20 protein-coding genes and 1 pseudogene are annotated in these 21,541 nt (G+C 61.6%); 5 read left to right on the top strand and 16 right to left on the bottom strand.

Going from position 1 to position 21,541, the window contains the following annotated elements; genetic code table 11:
- Positions 1–129 precede the first annotated feature (129 nt).
- The 5 genes from CVU60_02930 to CVU60_02910 all read right to left on the bottom strand — a co-directional run bounded on the left by CVU60_02930 (position 130) and on the right by CVU60_02910 (position 6,153).
- Positions 130–960, bottom strand: coding sequence for a molybdopterin dehydrogenase (locus CVU60_02930; GenBank protein PKN43325.1), 831 nt, complete (start codon positions 958–960; stop codon positions 130–132).
- A complete protein-coding gene (locus CVU60_02925; GenBank protein PKN43324.1) occupies positions 957–1,412 on the bottom strand; it encodes a ferredoxin in 456 nt (151 codons plus the stop codon). Before CVU60_02925 ends, CVU60_02930 begins: the two co-directional genes overlap by 4 nt.
- On the bottom strand, positions 1,409–3,706 hold the full coding sequence (locus CVU60_02920) for a carbon monoxide dehydrogenase (GenBank protein PKN43323.1): 2,298 nt from the start codon (positions 3,704–3,706) through the stop codon (positions 1,409–1,411). The genes CVU60_02925 and CVU60_02920 overlap by 4 nt, the downstream gene beginning before the upstream one ends.
- A 90-nt stretch (positions 3,707–3,796) precedes the next feature.
- Positions 3,797–4,837: a hypothetical protein gene (locus CVU60_02915; protein ID PKN43322.1), complete on the bottom strand. Its 1,041-nt coding sequence runs from the start codon at positions 4,835–4,837 to the stop codon at positions 3,797–3,799.
- Positions 4,834–6,153 carry an MFS transporter gene (locus CVU60_02910; GenBank protein PKN43321.1) on the bottom strand — a complete coding sequence of 440 codons (1,320 nt, stop codon included), beginning with the start codon at positions 6,151–6,153 and terminating at the stop codon, positions 4,834–4,836. Before CVU60_02910 ends, CVU60_02915 begins: the two co-directional genes overlap by 4 nt.
- A gap of 146 nt (positions 6,154–6,299) precedes the next feature.
- On the opposite strand from CVU60_02910, the gene CVU60_02905 reads away from it, so the two are divergent.
- The gene (locus tag CVU60_02905) at positions 6,300–8,489 is read left to right on the top strand and encodes a SulP family inorganic anion transporter (protein ID PKN43320.1); all 2,190 of its coding nucleotides are present in this window, start codon (positions 6,300–6,302) and stop codon (positions 8,487–8,489) included.
- Between the two features lie 87 nt (positions 8,490–8,576).
- On the opposite strand, the pseudogene CVU60_02900 reads toward CVU60_02905, so the two are convergent.
- The 10 genes and pseudogenes from CVU60_02900 to CVU60_02855 form a co-directional block, all read right to left on the bottom strand.
- Positions 8,577–8,663, bottom strand: a pseudogene (locus CVU60_02900) (plastocyanin).
- 608 nt (positions 8,664–9,271) lie between these two features.
- Positions 9,272–10,273 (bottom strand): hypothetical protein, encoded by a 1,002-nt coding sequence (locus tag CVU60_02895; GenBank protein PKN43319.1) that lies wholly within the window; start codon positions 10,271–10,273, stop codon positions 9,272–9,274.
- Positions 10,274–10,313: 40 nt separating this feature from the next.
- Positions 10,314–11,000 (bottom strand): hypothetical protein, encoded by a 687-nt coding sequence (locus tag CVU60_02890; protein ID PKN43318.1) that lies wholly within the window; start codon positions 10,998–11,000, stop codon positions 10,314–10,316.
- A 10-nt stretch (positions 11,001–11,010) separates the two neighbouring features.
- Positions 11,011–11,592: a glycoside hydrolase family 13 gene (locus CVU60_02885; protein PKN43317.1), complete on the bottom strand. Its 582-nt coding sequence runs from the start codon at positions 11,590–11,592 to the stop codon at positions 11,011–11,013.
- Positions 11,589–12,140: an RNA polymerase subunit sigma-24 gene (locus CVU60_02880; protein PKN43316.1), complete on the bottom strand. Its 552-nt coding sequence runs from the start codon at positions 12,138–12,140 to the stop codon at positions 11,589–11,591. The genes CVU60_02885 and CVU60_02880 overlap by 4 nt, the downstream gene beginning before the upstream one ends.
- Positions 12,141–12,368: 228 nt before the next feature.
- Positions 12,369–12,692, bottom strand: a complete 324-nt coding sequence (locus CVU60_02875) for a hypothetical protein (GenBank protein PKN43315.1) — start codon at positions 12,690–12,692, stop codon at positions 12,369–12,371.
- A 308-nt stretch (positions 12,693–13,000) separates the two neighbouring features.
- A complete protein-coding gene (locus CVU60_02870) occupies positions 13,001–13,807 on the bottom strand; it encodes a fatty acid hydroxylase (GenBank protein ID PKN43314.1) in 807 nt (268 codons plus the stop codon).
- A 53-nt stretch (positions 13,808–13,860) separates the two neighbouring features.
- Positions 13,861–14,094, bottom strand: a complete 234-nt coding sequence (locus CVU60_02865; GenBank protein PKN43313.1) for a hypothetical protein — start codon at positions 14,092–14,094, stop codon at positions 13,861–13,863.
- Between the two features lie 41 nt (positions 14,095–14,135).
- Positions 14,136–14,387, bottom strand: a complete 252-nt coding sequence (locus CVU60_02860; protein PKN43312.1) for a hypothetical protein — start codon at positions 14,385–14,387, stop codon at positions 14,136–14,138.
- Positions 14,388–14,478: 91 nt separating this feature from the next.
- A complete protein-coding gene (locus CVU60_02855) occupies positions 14,479–15,465 on the bottom strand; it encodes a hypothetical protein (GenBank protein ID PKN43311.1) in 987 nt (328 codons plus the stop codon).
- 509 nt (positions 15,466–15,974) lie between these two features.
- Between CVU60_02855 and CVU60_02850 the strand changes: the two genes are divergently transcribed.
- A complete protein-coding gene (locus CVU60_02850; GenBank protein ID PKN43310.1) occupies positions 15,975–17,201 on the top strand; it encodes a glycosyl transferase family 1 in 1,227 nt (408 codons plus the stop codon).
- Between the two features lie 3 nt (positions 17,202–17,204).
- On the opposite strand, the gene CVU60_02845 is transcribed toward CVU60_02850, so the two are convergent.
- Positions 17,205–17,996, bottom strand: a complete 792-nt coding sequence (locus CVU60_02845) for a hypothetical protein (protein ID PKN43309.1) — start codon at positions 17,994–17,996, stop codon at positions 17,205–17,207.
- A 378-nt stretch (positions 17,997–18,374) separates the two neighbouring features.
- On the opposite strand from CVU60_02845, the gene CVU60_02840 reads away from it, so the two are divergent.
- The 3 genes from CVU60_02840 to CVU60_02830 all read left to right on the top strand — a co-directional run bounded on the left by CVU60_02840 (position 18,375) and on the right by CVU60_02830 (position 21,540).
- Entirely contained in the window at positions 18,375–19,502 is a 1,128-nt protein-coding gene (locus CVU60_02840) for a hypothetical protein (GenBank protein PKN43424.1), read from the top strand.
- A 79-nt stretch (positions 19,503–19,581) separates the two neighbouring features.
- Positions 19,582–20,652 (top strand): ABC transporter substrate-binding protein, encoded by a 1,071-nt coding sequence (locus tag CVU60_02835; protein ID PKN43423.1) that lies wholly within the window; start codon positions 19,582–19,584, stop codon positions 20,650–20,652.
- A gap of 54 nt (positions 20,653–20,706) precedes the next feature.
- Positions 20,707–21,540: an ABC transporter permease gene (locus CVU60_02830; GenBank protein ID PKN43308.1), complete on the top strand. Its 834-nt coding sequence runs from the start codon at positions 20,707–20,709 to the stop codon at positions 21,538–21,540.
- Position 21,541 lies beyond the last annotated feature (1 nt).

The raw sequence follows: 21,541 nt of genomic DNA, 5'->3' as shown, positions 1-21,541 counted from the left end.
GCGGTTCAGTTCGTGACGGATGCGGACACGGTCGTGATCGGGTCGCGTGCTGTGGCACCCGCGTGCGAGGACAGGGATTCCAGCAGGTGGCCGTCGCCAGAAGCTCGAGCCGCACCAGGGTCCAGGCTTTCATGGCCGGTACGCCTCCAGCCGCAGGATCAGGTTGCCTGCCACCTGCCGGCGGTAGTCCGCCGTGGCCCGCACGTCGTCGATGGGCCGCACGGCCGAGCGCACGAGGCCGGCCGCGTGGCGCAGGTTGTCGGCGGTCAGGGCGCGGCCCGTCAGCCAGGCCTCGGCCTCGGCGCAGCGCAGCACCGTGGGGCCCACGCTGCCGAAGGCCAAGCGGATGTCCCGGACGGCGTCCCCGTCCAGACGCAGCACGGCGGTCAGGCTGGCCACGCTGATGGCCAGGGCCCGGCGCCTGCCGACCTTTTCGAAATGCTGCATGGCGCCCGGGTCCGGCAGAGGGATGCGCACGCGTGCCAGGATCTCGCCGGGTTCGAGGACGGTCCGGCCGGGGCCGGTGATGAACTCCGCCACGTCCAGGACCCGCTCCGCGTCCCGCGACATGAGCACCGCCTGCGCCCCGAGGGTGTACAGGGCGGGCAGGGTGTCCCCGGCGGGGGAGGCCGTGCAGATGTTCCCGCCAAGGGTGGCCTGGTTGCGCACCAGGGGCGAGCCCAGCTGGCGGATGGCCTGGTGGAGCATTGGCAGGCGGGCGGCGACGGCCCTGGATTCCAGCAGGTCGGTCAGGGTCGTGGCCGCGCCGATCTCCAGGACTCCGTTCTCCGCTTCCAGCCCTCGCAGTTCGGGGATGCGCTCCAGACAGCAGATCCGCCCTGCGCACTTCCCGGCCCTGCGCCGCACGAGGAAGTCCGTTCCCCCCGCCATGACGGCCGTGTCCGCCTCTTCGAGAAGGTTCCAGAGATCGGCCAGGGTTCCGGGCAGATATGCGCTCATCGTTCGTCCACCTTGTGCACCGCATCGAGGATGCGGGAGTAGCCCGTGCAGCGGCAGAGGTTGCCGGACAGGGCTTCGCGTATGGCCTCGCGGCCGGGGTGCGGGTCGCGGGCCAGGAGATCCGCGGCGGTCACGACCATGCCCGGCGTGCAGAATCCGCACTGCACGGCACCGCGCTCGGCGAAGGATTGCTGCAGGGGGTGGGGAGCCTCGGGGCTGCCGAGCCCCTCGATGGTGGTCAGGTTCCGGCCGTCAAGCTGGGCAGCCAGCGTGAGGCACGACAGGCGGGCCCGCCCGTCGACCAGGATGGCGCACGCGCCGCATTCGCCGGTACCGCAGCCTTCCTTGGTGCCGGTCAGCCCCAGCCTTTCGCGCAGGATGTCCACGGCGCGCTCGTCGCCGCGCACGTCGAGTTCCGTGTCCCGGCCGTTGATGCAAAAACGGATGATCATGCCTGCGCTCCGCGTGAGGCCAGAAGTTTAAGAATCATGGCCGGCGTGACCGGAGCGCGGTCGATGCGCGCGCCCAGCGCGTCGGACAGGGCCGAGGCCACGGCCGGCAACGGCCCGTTCAGGCCCACCTCGCCCACGCCCTTCATGCCGAAGGGGCCGCTGTGCTCCAGCGTCTCCACGGCCACGGACCGCGTGTCCGGGAGGTCCAGGCTGGTGGGGATGAGGTAGGTCGACAGGTCGGGGGTCGTGATGCGCGCGTTTTCGGTCCCGAAGCCCTCCATCAGGGCGAAGCCGAGCCCCTGGGCCACGGCTCCCTCGATCTGCTGGTGGAAGTTCAGCGGGTTGAGGACGCGGCCGCCGTCGGTGGCCGCGAGATAGTCGCAGACCCGCACCAGGCCGGTCAGTTCGTCGACCTCGACGCGCACCAGGTGCGCCGCGAAGGGGAAGATCAGGTGCGGGAAGCCGATGGGGAAATCCTTGCCCGTGTCCGGCACCTCGCGGGAGACGGGCATGAGGTATTCGGCCACGCAGACGCGGTCGTCACGGGGCAGCATGGCGCCCATGGCGGCCAGGGGCAGCTCCTTGCCCGTGGGCAGGTGCCTGACCGCCCCGGGCACCAGGGTGAAGCCGCCGGGCTCGTCGATCATGAGGGCCAGGGCCGCGCGGCGGACGAGCTTGGCGGTCATGAGCTCGCAGGCCTTGATCAGCGCCTGGCCGAAGGTGTAGGTGGTCCGGCCGGCCGAGGCCGAGCCCGACGGGTGGGCGCGCTCCGTGTCCGGCTGGATGACTTCGAGACGTGCGGCGTCCTGGCAGAGCATTTCGCCTGCGATCTGGGCGAAGGTGGAGGCGTTGCCCTGACCCATGTCAGGGACGCCGCTGTAGATGACGAAGCGACCGTCCGGGGTCAGCTCGATCTTGGCGATGGCGTTGTCGGCCAGACCCCGGCCGTAGCCCATGCCGTTGAAGACGGCGGCCACGCCGACGCCGCGGCGGGTGAACGGAGGAGCTGCCTTTTTCCATTCGTGGCGCGTGGTCCAGAACTCGTGGTCCCGGACCGTGCGCAGGCACTCGTCAAGGCCCACGGAGGAGGTCAGGGTGACGCCCGCGCAGTTGCGGTCCCCGCGGCGCAGGGCGTTCTGGCGGCGCAGGTCCAGCGGGTCACGGCCGAGCCGGGCGGCCAGACGGTCCATCATGCCCTCGAAGGCCAGGCTGACCTGGGCCACGCCGAAGCCCCGGAAGGCCCCGCCCACGGGGTTGTTGGTGTAGACGCACAGGCCCCGGCAATCCATGTGAGCCACGCGGTAGGGCCCTGCGGCGTGCTCCATGCCCAGTTCCATGATCTCGCCGCCCAGGTGGGCGTAGGCCCCGCTGTCGTACCACAGGCGGCAGACCACGCTTTTGAGCGTGCCGTCGTTCATGGCGCCCAGCCGGTAGTGCATCCGGGCCGCGTGGCGCTTGTAGCCGGCCAAAAAACTCTCCTCCCTGTCCCACCACATCTTGATGGTCCGCCCTGGGAGGCGCAGGGCGGCAAGAGCCAGGAGGCACTGCACCGTGGCCCCGTCCTTGCCGCCGAACCCGCCGCCGAGGAACGGGCTGTGGACGCGGATCTTCCAGGGCGCCAGCCCCAGGGCGTGCCCGATCTCGAAGCGGTCGCGGAAAGGGGCCTGTGTGGAGACGGTCAGGTGCAGGACGCCGTCATCGTCCAGACGGGCCAGGCCGTTCTCGGTCTCCAGGAACGCATGGGCCTGGGAGGGGGTGAAGAAGGTTTCCTCGAGGATCACATCGCACTGCGCCAGGGCCTCTTCGGCGTCCCCCTTGCGAATCTCTGCGGCCAGCAGGATGTTTGATCCGTGCGCCTCGTGGACGAGCGGGGCGTCCGGGGCCAGGGCCGCGTCGATGTCGGCCAGGGTCGGCAGGGGCTCGATGTCCACTCGGATGAGGGACAGCGCCTCTCGCAGTACGTCGCGCGATTCCGCCACCACAAGGGCCACGGGATCCCCGCAATGGCGGACCTTCGTCCCGCACAGCACGGGCATGTCCTTGTGCACGATGCCCTGCCGGTTCGATCCCGGCACGTCATCGCGGGTCAGGACGGCGTGCACGCCGGGCAGGCTCCTGGCCGCGGCTGCGTCGACGCCGCGAAGGATGCCGTGGGGCACGCCGCAACGCCTGGCCCCGGCCCAGAGCAGGCCGGGCAGGTAGCTGTCGGCGCTGAATGGCTCCGTTCCGCACGCCTTGGCCAGGGCGTCCAGGCGGGGGCGGGCGGGGCCGATATCGTAAGGTTCATGAGGCATGGACACATCCTTGGGCTGAAAAAGTGCCAAACAGTGCGAAAGAAAGGCGCTTTGTGTCAACACGCGAGACCGACGCCCGGTATTTTCCTCTCACCGGCCGGGCAGTCCGGCCCAGTCCGAGCGGATGTGCTCCATGAGCTCCCTGGCCTCGTCGGTCAGCAGCAGCGGAAGCGAGAAGTCGGGGTCGGAGGTGAGCTTTTGCAGCAGCAGCACGTCGGTGCCGGTCCACAAAGGCAGGAGACCACCAAAGAAGTAGCCGTGCTCACGGGCCGTTTCCGCAGCTGCGGGCAGCCCCGGATGGGCCAGAGGCAGTTGCAGCTGGTAGGCGTGTCGTTCGGGAAGCCCGTCCTCGAAGGCGTCGATGGTCTCGCCGAGGTCCGCGCCCGGCTCGTCGACCAGGAGCTTGGCCAGGGAGGCACCGTCCATGGTCGTCACGCTGGAGCGGGTTCGCCCGCTGGAGGGTTGGGGCGTCCCGAAGGATCTCTCCAGACCGTATTTGGCGTACAGGTCCTTGAGAAAGCCGGCAAACCGTTCGGGCAGGTGCACCGCGTGGGGCACATCGCGATAGACGCGCAGTTCGCTCAGCAGGGAGATTCTTCCCCCGACGCCGTCGGTGCTGCCTTCGGGCCTGGGGGGCATGGCTTCCATCTCCAGGGCATAGGGGGGAAAGGAGAAATGACGGGCCAGCTTCTGGGTGATGAGGTGGTCGCACACGCTTTGACCGAAAATGGCGTTGAGGCCCAGTTCCTCCGGCAGGGTGGCCAGGGAGGCTTTGGTCATGCGCATGGCCAGGGTGCCCCCGCGATAGGCCGGCAGGATCATGAGCCCGCCGGACTCCATGATGCCCGGGTTCGGCGCCACCCGGAAGAGGGCCGTCAGACCGACCACGTCCCCTGCCGGCGTGCGGGCCACGAACTGGTGGAGGTCCGGCCCGGCGTTGGCGGCCGCGATCTGCTCGGGGTCGTAGACATAGTCCAGGGGGAAGTTTTCTCCGTAGATGGCGAAATAGAGCCTGGCCACGCCTTCGGCGTCTTCGGGCCGGAAGGGGCCGACCGTGACGCTCTGGCCGGGTTCGATGGTTCCGGGGTTGGCGCGCAGGCTCTCCAGGTTTTCCTTTCGGGTGCGGGTCATGGGGTTCTCCCGTGGGAAGGGTTGAAGGTGGCCGGGGACGGTTGTCCGCTTTGGCGGATCAGCAGCCAGGCGCCAAGCGCCAGCAGCGCCGAGAGCCGGAACAGGGCCGCGTGTGACAGGCCCATGCCGAGCATCATGCCGCCGAGCCAGGGGCCCAGGACATAGCCTGCGTCCATGGTGGAGAGCATGAGGTTGGCGGTCAGGCCGCGCTTGGACGGGTCGGCCAGGTGAAAGAGGGTTGATTGCAGAAGGGGCATGGCCACGCCCATGCAGGCGCCGAAAAGGGCGGCCGCGAGCAGGAAGGGCAGGGGCGATGCGACCAGGGAGTAGGACGCGTAGCACCCCGCCAGGGCGAGGAAGGTGAGCATGAGGGTCCGGCGCTTGTCCAGCCTGTCGAAACGGGAACTGCCGAACAGGCGCACGGCGATGGTGGCCCCCGTGGACACGGTGAAAAAGAGGCCCGCGTTGGCCAGTCCGATGCTCGCCCCGAAGTCCTTCATGAAGAAGAAGAGCAGGGTGGAGCCGAGAAATGTCAGCAGGCCCGCGCCCAGGACGAGGGCCACTCCGGGGTTTTCCAGAGCCGAGCGGATGTCGGCGAGCCCCGTCGATGGCCGTCTCGAAGAACTTTGCCTCTCATTTTCATGCGCCTGCCTCGCATGGGGTCCGAGGGGCGCCAGCAGGGCCAGGGCCGGCAGGGTCATGAGGGAGACCCAGGCGTAGGCGTGCCCGGCGTCGGGGACGACCCGCAGCAGGTATTCCATGAGCGGAGGCATGACGGCGAAGGGCAGCATGGTAGTCAGGGAAAAGAGACCGAAGCCCTGGCCGCTTCTTGACGGCGGGATGAAGTGCACGAGCAGCGCGGTGGTGGCCGAGACCAGGCTCACGAAGGCCGCGCCGTGAAAGACGCGCAGGCAGATGAGCGCGGGAAGACTCGTGGCCCAGGCGTAGCCAAGCAGGGCCAGAGCGATCATGACCAGGCTTGCGCGCATGACCGGCAGGGCGTTGCCCGGCCCGAGGCCGGGGCTGATGAATGGACGCAGCACGAAGGCGGCCAGGGGCTCCAGGGCGAGAATCCAACCGGCCCAGAAGGGCGAGATGCCCATGGAAATGAGATAGGGATAGAGGCCGTAGAAAACGGCGATATTGCCGAACCCGAACAGGGCCACCAGGCACAGGGATACGAAAGGGTAGGTAAAGAGGGCGGCGTTCGGGGACATTGCATCTTCCTGATACGGTTGGATATATGCAGTCCTTAACGAGCTTGGTTGTCTTTTGCCAGAGGAGAATTGCCCTTGCGGCGAATCGGTATCTCCCATTGACGGGACTGATTGACGAAGGGCGTCAGACAAGTCGCTATCGCGGCTTGATCAGCGTTTTGGAAGGATATGCGTTTTTCGGGACCGGCCGATTACACATTGCGTTAACGCCCTGTCATGACATATGTTTCTTGGAGGAGATGAGCATGAAATCACTACTCACGGAACTTACGGACGACCTGTTGTCGCAGAAAGTCGTCCCTGCACTGGCTCTCGGTTGTGTCATTGGCGTTCTCATTGTCGTCATCGAGGTTTCCCTGAGCGCCATGATCTTCTCGGGCTCGCTTGCACCGCTTGCGACGCGAGCTTCGGGGCTGCTGCTTTTCGGCGCGGTCGTCATGGGTATCCTCCTCGCCCTGACCAGTTCCTTCCGTTCCATCATCTGTTTGCCTCAGGATGCTCCGGTGGCTGTCCTCGCGGGAATGGGCCCTGCCGTAGTCGCCGCCATGGGAATGGCGTCCCCGGAAGCAACGTTCATGACCATGGTCGCCTCCATCGGTTCGGCGACTCTCGCCACTGGCCTGGCGCTTACAGCCATCGGTCATTTCAGACTGACCAACCTGTTCCGCTTTATGCCCTATCCTGTTGTAGGCGGCTTTCTGGCAGGCGGCGGATGGCTTCTCACCTTGGGGGGCGTCTCGGTCATGAGCGGTATGGACGTCAATTTCGACACGATGAAGAGCCTGCTGGATGCATCACCGCTTCTGAAGTGGGGGCCAGGCGCCCTGTATGCCATCCTTCTTTGGGTTGCCCTGAAGCGCTGGCCGCATTTTCTCATCCTTCCTGCATCGCTGCTTGTCGTGACTGCGGCCTATTATGTTGCATTCCAGATCGCCGGGATGACGCTGGCCGAAGCCCGTTCCTCCGGCATTCTTCTTTCCGGCGTGCCGGCCACTGGCCTCTGGCCCGCCTTCAGCCCGGCCGAACTCAAAATGGTGCGCTGGGATGTCGTGCTCGACCAGTTGCCTGTCATGGGGGCGGTTTTTCTGGTCACCCTGATCGGGCTCCTGCTGAACGTGAGCGGCATCGACCTTGGGGGAGGCGTTGACGTTGATTTCAACAAGGAGTTTCGCAACGCCGGTCTGGCAAACATTGCCAGCTCACTGGGCGGCAGTTCCCCCGGAGCCCACGCGCTTTCGCTTTCCCTCCTCTGCCGGATGACGGGTGCCTACACCCGTCTGGCAGGACTTGTGGCCTCGGCCGTTGTCGCCGCGGTTCTCTTTGCCGGTGGCGCGGCACTGGAATTCTTCCCCCTGCCTGTACTCGGCGGCCTGCTTGTCTTCCTTGGCATCGACATCATGGATAGCTGGCTCTACAGCACATACCGCAAACTTCCCCTGTCCGACTATCTTGTGCTGGGCAGCATTTTTCTTTCCATCTGTCTTCTGGGATTCCTGAAGGGAGTCGGAGTCGGGCTGCTGATTACCACGGTGCTTTTCATCATCCGCTTCAGCAGGATCGATGTGATCAGGGAAAGGTTCAACGGCACCGTGCGGCACAGTCGCAAAAACCGCTCAATCCCGAGTCGGACCATCCTGCAGACGAACGGGAACAGGCTTCAGGGATACCAGCTGAGCGGCTATCTGTTCTTTGGCTCCGCCGCTCGCCTGAGCGAGGAACTCAAGGCCGGACTGAGCGTTTCTCCCCGGCCCTGGTGCATGCTCCTGGATTTTTCCGGCGTTTCGGGGTTTGACGTATCTTCCGTCAATGCTCTGCAGCGCGTCATTCAGTCTGCGCACAGCGCAACGATCCCCATCGTGATTTCAAACTCGTCCAATCGTTTCAGGGATACGCTGTCGCGAGCCCTCGCCCCGGCGGTCCTGGAGGGGATTCGCTTCACGGCAGACCTCGATCAGGGACTTGAGCTCTGCGAAGACATGATCCTGGAAAAATTCGAGCGGATGCTGGAAACTCAGGCGTCGGCAAAAGAAAGCCTTTTCGATCAGACCGTGGATGACATGATGGCCCATCTGGACAGGCAGAGCGTTTTTGAAGCGCTGATGGAACAGCTGGCTCCGTGGCTCACGAAACGCTCCTACGCAGAAGGCGATGTCATCGTTGCGCAGGGAGCTGCGTATGAAGGCATGCATCTGATCATGTGGGGTTCCGCAACTTCCAGGTCTACGGACAGGAATTCCCGTCTTGCGCACTACGATGCCGGGGCTGTTGTCGCTCCCAAGGCGGCTTTCGGCTCCTGCACCGCCACGGAACACATGGAAGCGGATGGGGTCTGCCGCATCGCCGTGCTCACGGCGGAAGCCCGGAATCTGCTCGAACAGGAAGCTCCCGCTCTCGCTCTGCAGCTGGACCGCTACATAATGGACTGTCCCGCATAGCGTGCGGGGGAAGACTCACCCAAAAAACACAGGGACCGGACAACTTGTCCGATCCCTGAAGTGATGATCAACGAAGACTCAGAGGGGCTACTTCTTACTGCCGCCGTTTCCGCCGCCGTTCCCGCCGCCGTTTCCGCCGCCGTTTCCGCCGCCCTTGCCATTACCGCCGGCGTTGCTGCTACTGTCGGTATTGCCCTTGCCGCCGCCGTTGTTGCTCTTGCCGGAGCTGGAGACCGACTCCTTGGAGGATTTGCCCGTGGCCGTGTTGCGGGCTGTCACGCCGTATTCCTTGCCCAGGTGGTTCATGTTGCGATTCCGGTTCGCGACGCTTTGGCCGATGGTGCTCGAGTGGACGCCAAGTTCATGGGCGATATCGCCCCATCCGAGCCCCTCGGCGCGCATGGCTTCGACTTCAGCAGTGGTTACGCCGGCTGCGTCTGCCAAGGCGTCGTTGTATGCACTTGTCGCCGCCGCCAGGTCTGCGTCCGCCTTGGCCATGGCGTCCGGATCCTGGGAGGCGACTGCCGCATCATAGGCACCCTGGGCATCGCCAAGTTCAGTCGTCGCCGCGTCGAGCGCTTCGGCGGCCATTTCAGTGGCGGCTGCTGCCAGACCTTCCGCCTTGGCTGCCTGGGCCGGGTTGCTCATGGACGATACGGCGTCGGGATCGTCGGCCGGTTCATCCGCCGCTTGGGCCAGGATCGGCAGGGCCGAAAGGGCTACGAAGATGAAGCCGGACAGAAAAAAACGAAGGATGCTGTGCATGATAAAACCTCCTGGGATCATTGAACCTTGGTGAAGATATTGACGGACTGGGCCAGATTGTGGGTCCTGCCGTCCGTTTTGATGCTTTCGGGCTTGTCGAACCAGCTAGGGGCAAGGCGTTCCGGGGCGATTTCCGGATATTCGCGGCCCAGAAAATTTCTCACGGCCAGGGCGCGTTTTCGGGCCAGGGTCTTGTCGCCCTTGACGTAGGCAACAACATGGACGCTCAGATCTGTCTTCTCGGACAGGATTTCACCGATGCTCTTCAGGGATGCTTCGGCGCTTTGGGTCAGTGTCGCGCTGCCTGGCAGGAACTCCAAGGCCCGCAGGGGGATGGTGCGCAACCCGATGACGTGATTGCGCCACGTGAAGTCACCGGCTTTGTTCAGCATCCGCACTCCCTGTCGCGCAAGGAAGGCGTCAGGATAGGTCTCCAGGTAGCGGTGCATGGACAGCTTCATCTCCTTGTCCCGCTTCATGCGCTCCAGGGCCACGGCCTTGTTGAACATGGCCTGGGGTTCCTGGGGGTTCAGGGAGAGCGTCTTCTCATAGAGCTTCAGGGCCTCGGCGTTTCTGCCCCTGTCGAGCATGTTGTGTGCGAGGTAGAGGTTCGCCGAGAGGTGATCCGGATCGATGGCCAGGGCTTTTTCATAGGCGGTCCGCTCCCTGTCCGGCTTCATGAGGGCCCAGAAGGTCACGCCTTCCCAGAACCGGTAGTCGGCGCTGGCCGGAGACAGCTTCACGGCTTTCTGGATATGGGGAAGTGCCGCTTCGGGCTTGTCAGCACCCAGTTCGAAGCGGGCCATGAAGTAGTTGAGCTCCGGATCGTCGGGGAACTGAACCAGTCTGGGGGCGAAGGCGACGCGTCCGGCGTTGAAATCGCCCCTGTTCAGGTAATATTGTCCCTGAACCTGGTAATATTCTCCCTGGATTTTCCGGGTGGCCATGTCCATGGTCGCGCAGCCCTGGATGGTCGCGGCCAGCAGCACGAGAGTGAGAATTCTGGTGATTTTCTTCATGACACAAGCATATACGTATGAGGGACCTGAAGGTCACAGGTTATTTTGGCGCGTCGCCCGGTCCGTGGCGGGTGTCGCGGCCCGTCAGCCCCAGTTCCTGCAGCAATTCCGCGGGACTGCCGCCGTCGGCCAGGACCCTGACGGCGGCGTCGGCAACTGCGACGTCGGGCATGCCGGCCTCGCGGGCGCGCAGCACCACCCGGAAGAGCTGCTCCCAGCCAGGTGTCAATGATCCGAGGGAAAGTCCCTGGTGCATGATCTCGCCGGCCAGGGAGGCAGGGAAGCCGATGACGTTCAGGGCAGCCCTGGTCCTGGCCGCCGTGGCCAGCATGGGCGGGGGAGGGTCCTGGGCGGCCATTGCGGTCAGTTCCTGGCGCGTGAGTCCGAGCCTCAGGCTGTCCCCGGTCAGGGCGATGTCGTCCGGCGTCGGCTCGGTTTCGCTTTGCCTGAGCGCGTCGCGGGCGAAGGCGTAATCACCGCGAATGACTTCCAGGGCGTGGATGATGGCCTCTGCGCGGACGCGTTTGGCTAGGCCTTCCTCGACCTTGGCTGCGAAGGGCGCCTGAGGCAGCCCCTGTTCCCGGGTCTGATCGATGCGGGCCTGAATGCCGTCCGCTTCTGCGGGTGTCAGCCTCCCTTCTTCCTGGGCCTGGCGAAGGGAGCTTTCAAGGGTATACGCATCGGCTGTGCAGGGTGCCAAAAGCCAGGCAGCCAGCAGGAAGGGCACGAGGAGGGTGCTAGAGAATCGAGCCATGGCCGCTTTTCACCAGCAGGACAGAGTTGCGGCCGCCGAAGCCGTCGTCGACGTTGAGCGCGGCCATGGTGTCGGCCACGGGCGTGGTTCCGTCGATGAGAAACACATACTCGTGACTGCCGGGCGGCAGGGACGACGAAAGGGTCCACAGGCCCCGGGACGGGTCGCGGGTCATGGTCCACCCGGCGGCGTTCCAGCCGTTGAAGCTGCCGATGACGGCCACTTCCCGGGCCGACGGCGCGGCCAGGACGAAGGTCACAGGGGAGAGTCCTGCCGGTACCCGGTTGCCGGGATCGAAGCCCAGCCTGAGGAGCAGGCCCATGGCCAGCAGCAGGCAGGCCGCGGCAGCCAAGCCGGCCAGGGGTGAGACTCGCAGGGTGCGTGGCCTGACGAACCAGTCGAGGACGCGCTCCGATCGGCGCTTGGGAAGGGGTAGGGGAGCCGCAGAGCCGATGCGCTCCATGACGCGGGAAGCGAAGTCCGCTCCCGGATCCATGCCGCCCAGGCCTCGCAGGCCGGAAGCGAGCCTGTCCCGCGAAGTGTTGTTTTGATGCTCATTGTTCATGATTTTTCTTCCTCCCCGAAATGTTCCCTCATCATACGCAGTCCCCTGTGCACGCGCATCTTGGCGCCGCTTACCGTCAAGCCCAGGGTTTCGGCCACCTCGTCCAGGTGCAGGTCCTCGATGTACCGCAAGGCCAGGGCCTCGGAGTATTTGGGTGGCAGGCCACGCAGGACATCCAGAAGTCTGGCGGCTTCGAGACTGGCCAGCGGGTCGCGGCCTTTATCGGCCAGGGTCGTGTCCAGGTCCTGTCTGCACTGGGGAGCGTGCTTGAGTCGTCGCGCGTGATCCCGAGCCAGGTTCAGGGCCAGAGTGTAGAGCCAAGTGAAGAATCGCCGGCGCGAATCGTAGGCGGCCAGGCGTTCGTAGGCCCTGACAAATGCGTCCTGGGCCATCTCTGCGGCGTCGCATTCATCCCGCGAAAAACGCAGCATGAGGCGGTAGACAGGCCCCTGATAACGCCGGATGAGGACGGCGAAGGCCTCTCGGTCGCCACTCAGGGTCCGCTCTACGGCCCAGGCGTCGTCTCTGTCGTTATCCGGTTTATCCATGTATGGGCATATACGCACGCAAGGGTGGATTTGTCACATTTTCACCGGCGGGCGAAATGAATCTTTGTATTGATGTCGACGTCTGCTGTCCTGAGAAAGTCCTTCTTTGCCGGAGGTCAACCCTCTGGTGCCAAAGGATCGGAAGATGGTCGCAGATGCAGTTGTTTCAACGTGAAGCCAGATGATTTCCGGCAGGTGCTTTTTAAGAAAAAAATATGGAATATTTCGTCAATGGAAGGGATCTGGTTCCAGGATTTTTTCGCCGTGAAATCGGGCGTTGGCTTCGAGGCGCTGTTGGTTCATGGTGTAACCTTGGGTCAGGTGCTCGCGCAGAGTCCGGGTGGCCCATTGGCGGAAGCGGGTGCCCTGCACGGACTTGACGCGGTAGCCGACCGAGATGATAACATCAAGGTTGAAAAATTCCAATTGCTTGTCTGAATTTGCAATATGCATTTTTTGCATATTGCTCTCCCGCATCAATTCACCCTCTTTGAAGATGTTGCCAACGTGTCGCGATATGACCGACTGGTCGCGATCGAACAGTGCGACCATTTGCGCCTGATTCAGCCATGCCGTGTCCTGGTCAAGCTGGACTTCGATGATGGCCGCTGCAGTCCATGTTCCCGATTATCCGTAAATGTTCTCCGATCGTTCGTGTTGGTGAAATATGCACAATATGATAATTTATAACATAACTATCCAGAAGAAAATGCAATTTGCTCGTTCACAATGTCCTCGGCGACAATGATCGCTGCCTTTGGCCGTAACGGGACTGATGTGAGGGGAAGCGAACTTGTCTCTGGATCGTTGCGCATTGAAATGCGGAAAAACGGCTGTGCAATGGGGCAAGAGGCTCTCTGTCACCTCTTTCGTCCGGATTTGGGATTTACGAACGGCATGACCAGCATCTGAAACAGGGACCGGTAATTGTGATCACGAAAGATGTTCAGGCCCAGCGGCATGTTTTCGTGGCCTCCGGCGGGCTGGTCCTGATAGGTCGAGAAGAGCCGGTCCCACCAGGGGAAGCAGAAGCCGAAGTTTCTGTTCATTTCCTTGCCGTCGGTGGAGTGGTGGATGCGGTGCATGTCCGGCGTGACTAGGATGAGGCGCAGGGTGCGGTCCAGAGGGAGAGGCAGGAAGAAGTTGGCGTGGTTGAACATCGCGGCGCTGTTGAGGATGATCTCGAAGGCCAGAACGGCCACGGGAGGCGGTGCGAGCAGGGCCACCAGGGCGAGTTTGAAGGCCATGGAGATGAGGATTTCCAAGGGATGGAAGCGAACCCCGGTGGAGAAATCGAAGAAGGTGTCCGCATGGTGCATGCGATGCAACTTCCATAGCGGCCGCCAGGCGTGGAAGGCGCGATGCTGGGCGTACATGGCCAGGTCCAGGATGACGATGCCTAAAACGATCTCTGCGGCCAGGGGCAGGCCGAGGAAAGGGAAGACTCCCAGGCCCTGACCCCGCAGCTCGACGGCCAGAGCCATGGGCACTATGGGAAAGACGAGGCGCGCGAGTACCGTGGACACGGCCATCACGCCGAGATTCCCCACCCAGCGGCCCTTGCGGTCCGGATCGGGCCGTCTGCGCGGACGGGTAATTTCAAGGGCGGCCATGAGCATGGCCGTCAATGTGAAGGCCCCGATTCTGAGTATGTTTTCCCCCTCCATGTTTCCAAGTGTTACGCCTGTTTCTCCTGCTTGTCAGGGCGTTTCTCCCCCACTCATCCATGGATATCCAAAAAAGAAAATGCTAGCCGACCGGCATGCGCATCCTTCACCTCATCAGCCAGAAGCCGGACTTTACCGGCAGCGGGAAATACGTCCAGGAAATGATCCGACAGGGCCGAAACAGGGGGCATGAGCCTTTTCTCGTTGCGGGCGTGTGCGCTGACTTCGCGGTGCCCGAAGACCTCATGCCACCCGGAAGATTCAGGGTCATCCGCTTCGACGGTCATGACCTCGGGTTTCCGGTCATGGGCATGAGCGATGTCATGCCCTACCCAAGCATCGTCTGTTCCGCACTGACCAGGTTGCAGCTCCACTCGAGTTCTCCGTCTTCATCAATGCAGACTGAGGTGGAATAGGCGAAGGTTCCCCGCACCCAAGCCGCCAAAGTCCCGTCTTCGAGGCGCGGCAAATGCTGTACTCGACAGGCATACTCCTTTCCGCGTCCGACAATCGTCTTCCCGGCTCCGGAGTCGAGGTCGTTCATGGTCAATTTACGCAGCTGTTTCTCGAGGGTTTTCATCCGCGTTCCATCTTGCTGTTCCTGTTGGCTGGGCTCTGAAGGATAACATGGGCAATGAAACGTGCTGAAATTTGGCTGAGCATGACACAATTCATAATGCTTCTCCTGGGCTCAGCATGTTCATGATCAGGCGGATCATGTTTTCCTTCTGGGCCGGGGCGGATTCCGCCACCAGGAGGGCCAGTGCGGCGAGGCCAATGTCATTCAGCACCGGGACGCCGTCGGCGCTCAGCAGCCGTCCGTTGCGGCTCAGGAACTCGACGAAGAGAAATGCGCCGCAGCGTTTGTTGCCGTCGGCAAAGGGGTGGTTTTTGATAACGAAGTAGAGCAGGTGGGCGGCCTTGGCCTCCACCGAAGGGTAGGCGGGCTCGCCGAATACGGTTTGGTCCAGGTTGCCGAGCAGGGCGGCAAAGGCGTCGCCGCGTTCCTGTGCGAAAAGGCTCGTGGCCTCACTCCGGGCCATGAGATCCGCCTTCAGACTAGCCACGAGGGCGCGGGCCGTGTCCAGCGTTGGCAGCGTTCCGCCGGGGAGTTGGACGGGTTCGGTCAACAGGCCTTCATCATAGCGTTGCAGGAGCAGGAAGGTCTGGGCGTAGCGGGTGATAATCTCGATCAACCCACGTCCTGCGTCGATCTGCAGGTTTGGACTGTGCACGGCTTTACGCACGAGGAGAAGCGCAGCCTCCAGTTCCCTGGCGTTGGCTTCGAGACGCTGTCGGTTCAGGGTGTAACCCTGGGTCAGGTGCTCGCGCAGGGTGCGGGTGGCCCATTGGCGAAAGTGGGTTGCTCGCACGGAGTTGACGCGATAACCAACTGAAATAACGGCATCAAGATTGAAGTATTCAATCCTACGGTTCACGGATCGCCATCCCTCTCGTTGAACTGTTTCCATTTTGGAAACAGTTGCCGTTCGGTCCAGTTCACCGCTGATGAAAATATTTTTGAGATGCTTTGAAATGGCCGCTTTTTGAACACCGAACAAGGCTGACATTTGTTCCTGCGAGACCCAGACCGTGTCCTGGTCAAGATGGACTTCGATGACGCCGCTTTCGGTCTGGTAGATGCTGATCTCCGGCATGGCTATTCTCCGTCAGTCGCCCGCTTTGGGGCCCGATGCAGCTGGGGGCGGCTTGGGGGCAGGAACTCTCTTTGTTTGGATCTGAAACGCAATTCTCCCATATAGTAGATGATGGCCGCTGCAGTCCATGTTGCTGATTTTCCGGAAATGCTCTCCGACCGTTCGTGTTGGTAAAAATATGGAATATAATAATTTAGATCATAACTACCCAGAAGACAAGACAATTTGATCGCTCGAAACGCTCTCGGCGGAAATGTCGAGTCGTCTACAAGAATGGCTTCGTGCCTGACAACTTCAAATTTTGAGAGCAGGCGCTGCTTTCACGCAGGCTTGAACACAGGTTCGGTACCGGTCACTAGCCTGCCGGCCCTCATCACGCCTTGAACGGCAACATGCCCTCTTTGCTTTTCCCCTTTGCGCGGGAGATGCCTTCCATGCGCCCCGTAGTGCCCGGCTAGCCCCATTTCCGTGCATGGATCTTGGCAAGGGATGATGCTACTGGGGCATGCATGCGAATCCTACACATCATCAGCCAGAAGCCGGACTTCACCGGCAGCGGGAAATACGTCCAGGAAATGATCCGTCAGGGCCGGAGCAGGGGGCATGAGCCTTTTCTCGTTGCGGGCGTTTGCGCTGATTTTGCGGTGCCGGAAGAGCTGATACGGCCGGACAGGCTTCGGGTCATTCGCTTCGACGGGCATGACCTCGGTTTTCCCGTCATGGGCATGAGCGATGTCATGCCCTACCCAAGTACCGTCTGCTCCTCCCTGACCAAGTTGCAGATCATCGAGTACAGGACGGCCTTCGCCAGGGTCCTCAAGTCCGCCATTGCCGAATTCGCGCCAGACATCATCCACTCCAATCATCTGTGGATGGCCACGGCCGTGGCCCGCGAGGTCGCTCCCCATATGCCCCTGGTGACCACCTGCCATGGCTCGTGCCTGCGCCAGTACCGCCTGTGCCCGGAACTGGGCAATTCGCTCAAAGGGTCCTTGCTCGGTATCGACCGGGTCATTGCCCTCTTCGGCAAGCAGAAGACGGAGATCGTTGAATTGCTGGGCATTGACCCTGGCAAGGTTGACGTCGTCAGTGGCGGCTTCAACGAAATGTGCTTCTATGCTGGGGAAGGGGAGGATGATGCCGGGACCGTGCAGATCCTTTACGCGGGCAAGCTCGATTCATCCAAGGGTGTGCCCTGGCTGCTGAGAAGCTTGAAAAGAATCCGCCAACCCTGGCATCTCCATCTTGTGGGCGCTGGCAGCGGTCAGGAAAAGGACTTGTGCCTGGAACTGGCCGCCAGTCACGGCACAAGGGTCACTGTCCACGGGCTCCTCTCCCACGAGAAGCTGGGCGCTTTGATGCGGCGCTGCGACATCTTCGCGCTGCCATCCTTTTTCGAGGGTCTTCCCCTGGTCCTGCTGGAGGCCATGGCCTGCGGCTGCCGCATAGTCACCACGGACCTTCCGGGAGCCCGAGAACTTTTCGCGGTACCCCATCCGAGCATGGTGCGTCTGGTGGAACTGCCGGCGCTGGAAACAGTGGACAGGCCGTTCAAGAGCGATGAGTCGCTGCTGGAACAACGACTGGCCGAGGCGCTGGAGGCGAGCATGGCCGATGTGATGAACGGTGTGGAACCGGATCAGGACTATATCCGCAAAATCACTGGGCCATTCACTTGGGAGGGCATCTTCGAAAGGATCGAAAGCGTGTACAGGCAGGCTCTGGAAGGCAGATGAATGCTAGAAATGTATCGCGATGGCGGCAATGTCGTCGTGTTTCTTGAAGCGCGGATAACGCTTGATGTCGGGATCGGCCGCCTCCTGATCGCGCACGTGATCGCGGAGGCCTTCCAGCCCCAGCTCGGCAGCCAGGTTCACAAGGCATGAAAAATCCCTGTATTTTTTCGGAGCAGGGCTCGGGACATCGAGCCCATCGGTGAACAGCAGCACGGTCTTTACGTTGCAGGCCGGTTCCGTGCCGGTTCGGAAGAATCTTTCCGCCTCCCTCTCCCCGTTGAGCACGCCGTAATCGCGGTTCATGCCCTGGCGAATCGTCTCGACCATCCTCTGCACTTCGGGATGGAAGCGGCCCCGCTCCCTGATCATGCTCAAGGTTGGATAGTCGTGGTCTTCACGCCTGGCCGCGACCTTGTATCCGCCGTCTTTGCCAACGAAAACTACCTGTGAATCCCCGGTCTGAAACCATTCGATCTCGCCGTCCCTGAGGCGGACCACCGCGGCGCTGGTGCTCCACAGCCCACAGCGCCGAGCCAGGTCGATCTGGCAGCGCTCCATCCCGGCCCTGATCGAGTCATTGGCTTCGGCTCCCAGTCTGACGAGAGGGTGGTGGTTGCGCAGAAAAACCTGCCCCGCAATGGATGACGCCATGCACCCGCCGCTTTTGCCTTCTTCGAAGCAGGCATCGGTAAGGCTGGTCGCGCCGTCGAAGACGCCGAAGATGTTCTGATCCATGATAAGATAATCTTCGTTCTGGGCTCCGGAACCCTGCTCAAGAATCTGTTCTACTTTCATTCCCATCAATAAACTTTGATCGTTTTCAAATCCGCCTGTCAAAATGAAAAATTCTATGTGTTTTGCAATCTTGGATCGAAATTTCCGATCGCAGATTCGATTTCCTCCGTAGGTGTCTGTGGCTGCGTCAACGAGCGGTCGAAGGGGGCATGACGTTCCGGTTTGAAGTCACGCCGCTTTTTGCTCATATATTTGCGAAATCAATACATCTTCCAGACATATATTCTCAGATCAAATTGGACGGACCAGGCATTTGCGGTTAGAGCCGTTATTTGAATTTTCTTTGCATGTGCTTGTAACCAATTACATTTTTAAGCCAAAACCGCAGGGGGGCGTGTGACACGGAAACAGAAAGCCTCCGGCCTGGTCGTATCGGCATTGCCGTTCTTTGAAAAATTCAGCGAACATTGCCTGGCGGCTCTGGAGACGGCGCGGGAAGAGGGGCGGCCCATCGCCGGTGTATACTGCATCTACGCGCCACTGGAGGTCATCCGGGCCGCCGGATGCGTGCCCATCGGGCTGTGCGGCAAGCGCCAGGATCCCATTCAGGCCGCCGAGAGCGTGCTGCCGGCCAGTCTCTGTCCGCTCATAAAGTCCAGCTACGGCTACGCCAAGACCGACACCTGCCCTTTTTTTTCCGCAGCGGATTTCATCATCGCGGAAACCACCTGCGACGGAAAAAAGAAGATGTACGAGTTTCTGGGCCGGATAAAGCCCATGCACCTCATGCACCTGCCATACGATCAGTCTCTGGGGAGCGCTCTTCGATTCTGGAACGCCGAGGTGGAGCGGTTGGGGGAATATCTGGCAGCCCATGGCGGCGTGCCCGTTACCGCCGAACGTTTGCTGGAAGAGGTGCAGATCCAGAATTCAATTCGCGCCCTGATGTGGGAGATCGTGCGCATCAACGCGGACGGACCGCCTCTGTTGACCGGGATGCAGCTTCTGCCCGTGCTGGAAAGCAAGGGGTTCATGGTCGAGGCAGAGCCGTATCTTGCTGCCCTGCGCGAGCTGCGGGACGAGCTTCAGGCGTTGCGCAAAAGCGCCACGGCGACAACTACCGACCGCCGGCCGAGAATTCTTCTGACCGGGACTCCCGTAGGCAAGGGTTCCCACAAGGTCCTGCAACTGGTCGAGGAAAGCGGGGCGGTGGTTGTCTGTCTGGATAATTGCAGCGGGATCAAGGGGCTAGACAGTCCGGTGCAAACCGAAGGCGATCTTTTTGAGAACGTGGCCAGACGATATCTCGAGATTCCCTGCGCGTGCATGAGCCCAAATCCCGGTCGGCTGCAGACCGTCGAGGCCTTGTGCCGCTCTTTCGACATTCACGGCATCATCGATCTCACCTGGCAGGGATGCCACGGGTTCAATGTCGAATCCCAGGTTGTCCGCGAAAGAGCGGAGCGGCTCGGAGTGCCGTTTATGCAGATTGAAACAGGGTATTCCGAATCCGATGCCGAACAGATCCGGACCCGCATCGAAGCGTTTCTGGAAGGAATTCTATAACGTCAAGCAATCAAAGGAGAGGTTCATGGCACGCATGTCTTTGTCGGTATTGCGGTTCAAACGCATTTTTGGCCTGTTCATGGTCGCGGCGGCAATCCTGTCCGCAGGCCAATCCATGGCTGAAGACAAGCTTCCCGTTCTGAACGTGGGCTACATCTTCACCACGCACCACAGTCCGTTCATCGTGGCCATGGCGCAAAACGAGGAATTCAAGGAGTTCGGAGTCCATCTGCGTCCGGTGGTGGACAAGCTCAAGTATGAACTCATGGACGGTGACAAGCCCTTGGCTCTTTTCAACATCATCGTGAACAAGAGCGGTTCCGAGACGACAACCATGTTTGCCCAGGGGAACATGGATATCGCTCTTGCTTCGGGCACGGCCATCATGGCCGGAATAGATCAGGGCACGCCCATGAAGATGCTGTGTCCGACGCATGTCGATGGAATGGGTCTGGTGTTTCCTCCCCAGAACACGCTCAAGGGCTGGGATCAGGTGGCGGAATACATCAAGGCTTCCGGGCAGCCCGTAAAGATCGGCTATCATTCTCCCACCAGCGCGCCGCGCATCATCATCGAGGGCGCCTTGCAGAAAGCCGGCCTCAAGGTAACCCAGGACGCTACCGTGCAGGACGCCGATGTCTTGCTGGTCGATCTGAAGACCACCTCAAATTTCATTCCCGCCCTGACCAGCGGTCAGGTCGATGCCTGGGTCGGACCCGCGCCGCATCCCGAAGTCTCGGAACTCAAGAAGGTCGGGCATATCGCCCTTGATCTGCGAGACCTGCCCCCGGCCGGAGCCTGGCACAATTTCCCCTGCTGCGTCATGGCGGCCCGGGATGCGGTTATCGCCGAACATCCCGAGGTTCTGCGCAAGACGGTCGAGCTTTTGAGCAGGTCCGGTCAATGGTGCAACGATCACAAGGCCGAGGAAGGTCAGATTCTTGCCGGTTGGACGGGGTCCCCGGCTGAAGCGGTGCAGAAATCCACCATCGTCTACACCACCGAACCATCCAAGAACTGGATGAACGGTCAGGCCACCTATCTTGAAATCCTCAATTCCATGAACAAGTTCCGGGGCGAACTCAAAGGCAAAAGCCTCGCCGAAGTCGAAGACAAACTCTTTGATTTCAGCTTCCTGAACAAAAATTAACACGAGCCGCCGACTCCCCAGGGAGGGGAGTCGGCGGTTGCCCCGGAATTGACAATGCACAGCTCTTTTCACCGGATTCTTTCCTTGGCGACTGTTCTCGCCTTTCTTGCCATCTGGTCGTGGGCTGCACTGCTGATCGGAAACAAGGTCATCCTGCCCACGGTGGGAGATGTCGCCGAACTGCTGTTTCACCCGAACGAAGACCTGCTGAGCATGGGTTCCCTGATCACCAATGTCGTGGTCAGCCTGTTCAGAGTGCTGATCGGCTATATCGTGGCCGTTCTTGTCGCGATTCCGCTGGGCATCGCCATGGGATACTACGTATCGGTGCACACCATGTTCGGAGACTTCCTGAATCTCTTTCGCCCCATTCCGCCTCTGGCCTGGGTTCCCCTGGTCATGGCCTGGTTCGGAATCGCGAGCTTCGCGGATCTCTTCGGGGTGGATCGCGGACTGTGGTTTGTTTATCTCAATAATTTCAAGTATTCGATGATATTCATCATTTTTATCGGCGCCTTCTATCCGGTGCTGACCAGCAGCATCCACGGCGTGCGAAATGTAAATCGTGTCTTCATCGACACTGCTCGCGTCCTCGGCGCCGGCGAGTTTGATATTTTCCGCAAGATTCTGCTTCCGGCGGCCTTGCCGTCCATGGTCAACGGCATGCGCATCGGCCTGGGCGTGGCCTGGATGTGCCTGGTCTCGGCTGAAATGCTTCCCGGAAGCATCTCGGGAGTCGGATATCTGATCACCCACGCCTACACCATGGCTTCGACGGATATTGTGGTCGCCGGAATGTTCAGCATCGGGCTGACCGGAGCGCTCATGGATTGGCTTTTCAGGCGGATTGAACGCAGATGCTTTTCGTGGCAGCGGCTTGCGAGGTAAT

The sequence above is a fragment of the Deltaproteobacteria bacterium HGW-Deltaproteobacteria-18 genome (assembly GCA_002841885.1).
In the GTDB taxonomy this organism is placed as follows: Bacteria; Desulfobacterota; Desulfovibrionia; order Desulfovibrionales; family Desulfomicrobiaceae; genus Desulfomicrobium.
This window is presented reverse-complemented; position numbering and strand designations above follow the sequence as displayed.

What these genes read in the sequence shown, in the direction of transcription:
- CVU60_02850 (PKN43310.1), top strand. Translation starts at nt 15,975, where the DNA reads ATGCGAATCCTACACATCATCAGCCAGAAGCCGGACTTCACCGGCAGC.
- CVU60_02845 (PKN43309.1), bottom strand. Translation starts at nt 17,996, where the DNA reads ATGAAAGTAGAACAGATTCTTGAGCAGGGTTCCGGAGCCCAGAACGAA.
- CVU60_02895 (PKN43319.1), bottom strand. Translation starts at nt 10,273, where the DNA reads ATGAAGAAAATCACCAGAATTCTCACTCTCGTGCTGCTGGCCGCGACC.
- CVU60_02905 (PKN43320.1), top strand. Translation starts at nt 6,300, where the DNA reads ATGAAATCACTACTCACGGAACTTACGGACGACCTGTTGTCGCAGAAA.
- CVU60_02915 (PKN43322.1), bottom strand. Translation starts at nt 4,837, where the DNA reads ATGACCCGCACCCGAAAGGAAAACCTGGAGAGCCTGCGCGCCAACCCC.
- CVU60_02875 (PKN43315.1), bottom strand. Translation starts at nt 12,692, where the DNA reads ATGGTCGCACTGTTCGATCGCGACCAGTCGGTCATATCGCGACACGTT.
- CVU60_02835 (PKN43423.1), top strand. Translation starts at nt 19,582, where the DNA reads ATGGTCGCGGCGGCAATCCTGTCCGCAGGCCAATCCATGGCTGAAGAC.
- CVU60_02925 (PKN43324.1), bottom strand. Translation starts at nt 1,412, where the DNA reads ATGATCATCCGTTTTTGCATCAACGGCCGGGACACGGAACTCGACGTG.
- CVU60_02855 (PKN43311.1), bottom strand. Translation starts at nt 15,465, where the DNA reads ATGCCGGAGATCAGCATCTACCAGACCGAAAGCGGCGTCATCGAAGTC.
- CVU60_02865 (PKN43313.1), bottom strand. Translation starts at nt 14,094, where the DNA reads ATGACCGTCGAAGCGGATGACCCTGAATCTTCCGGGTGGCATGAGGTC.
- CVU60_02885 (PKN43317.1), bottom strand. Translation starts at nt 11,592, where the DNA reads ATGAACAATGAGCATCAAAACAACACTTCGCGGGACAGGCTCGCTTCC.
- CVU60_02860 (PKN43312.1), bottom strand. Translation starts at nt 14,387, where the DNA reads ATGAAAACCCTCGAGAAACAGCTGCGTAAATTGACCATGAACGACCTC.
- CVU60_02930 (PKN43325.1), bottom strand. Translation starts at nt 960, where the DNA reads ATGAGCGCATATCTGCCCGGAACCCTGGCCGATCTCTGGAACCTTCTC.
- CVU60_02830 (PKN43308.1), top strand. Translation starts at nt 20,707, where the DNA reads ATGCACAGCTCTTTTCACCGGATTCTTTCCTTGGCGACTGTTCTCGCC.
- CVU60_02870 (PKN43314.1), bottom strand. Translation starts at nt 13,807, where the DNA reads ATGGAGGGGGAAAACATACTCAGAATCGGGGCCTTCACATTGACGGCC.
- CVU60_02920 (PKN43323.1), bottom strand. Translation starts at nt 3,706, where the DNA reads ATGCCTCATGAACCTTACGATATCGGCCCCGCCCGCCCCCGCCTGGAC.
- CVU60_02910 (PKN43321.1), bottom strand. Translation starts at nt 6,153, where the DNA reads ATGGGAGATACCGATTCGCCGCAAGGGCAATTCTCCTCTGGCAAAAGA.
- CVU60_02880 (PKN43316.1), bottom strand. Translation starts at nt 12,140, where the DNA reads ATGGATAAACCGGATAACGACAGAGACGACGCCTGGGCCGTAGAGCGG.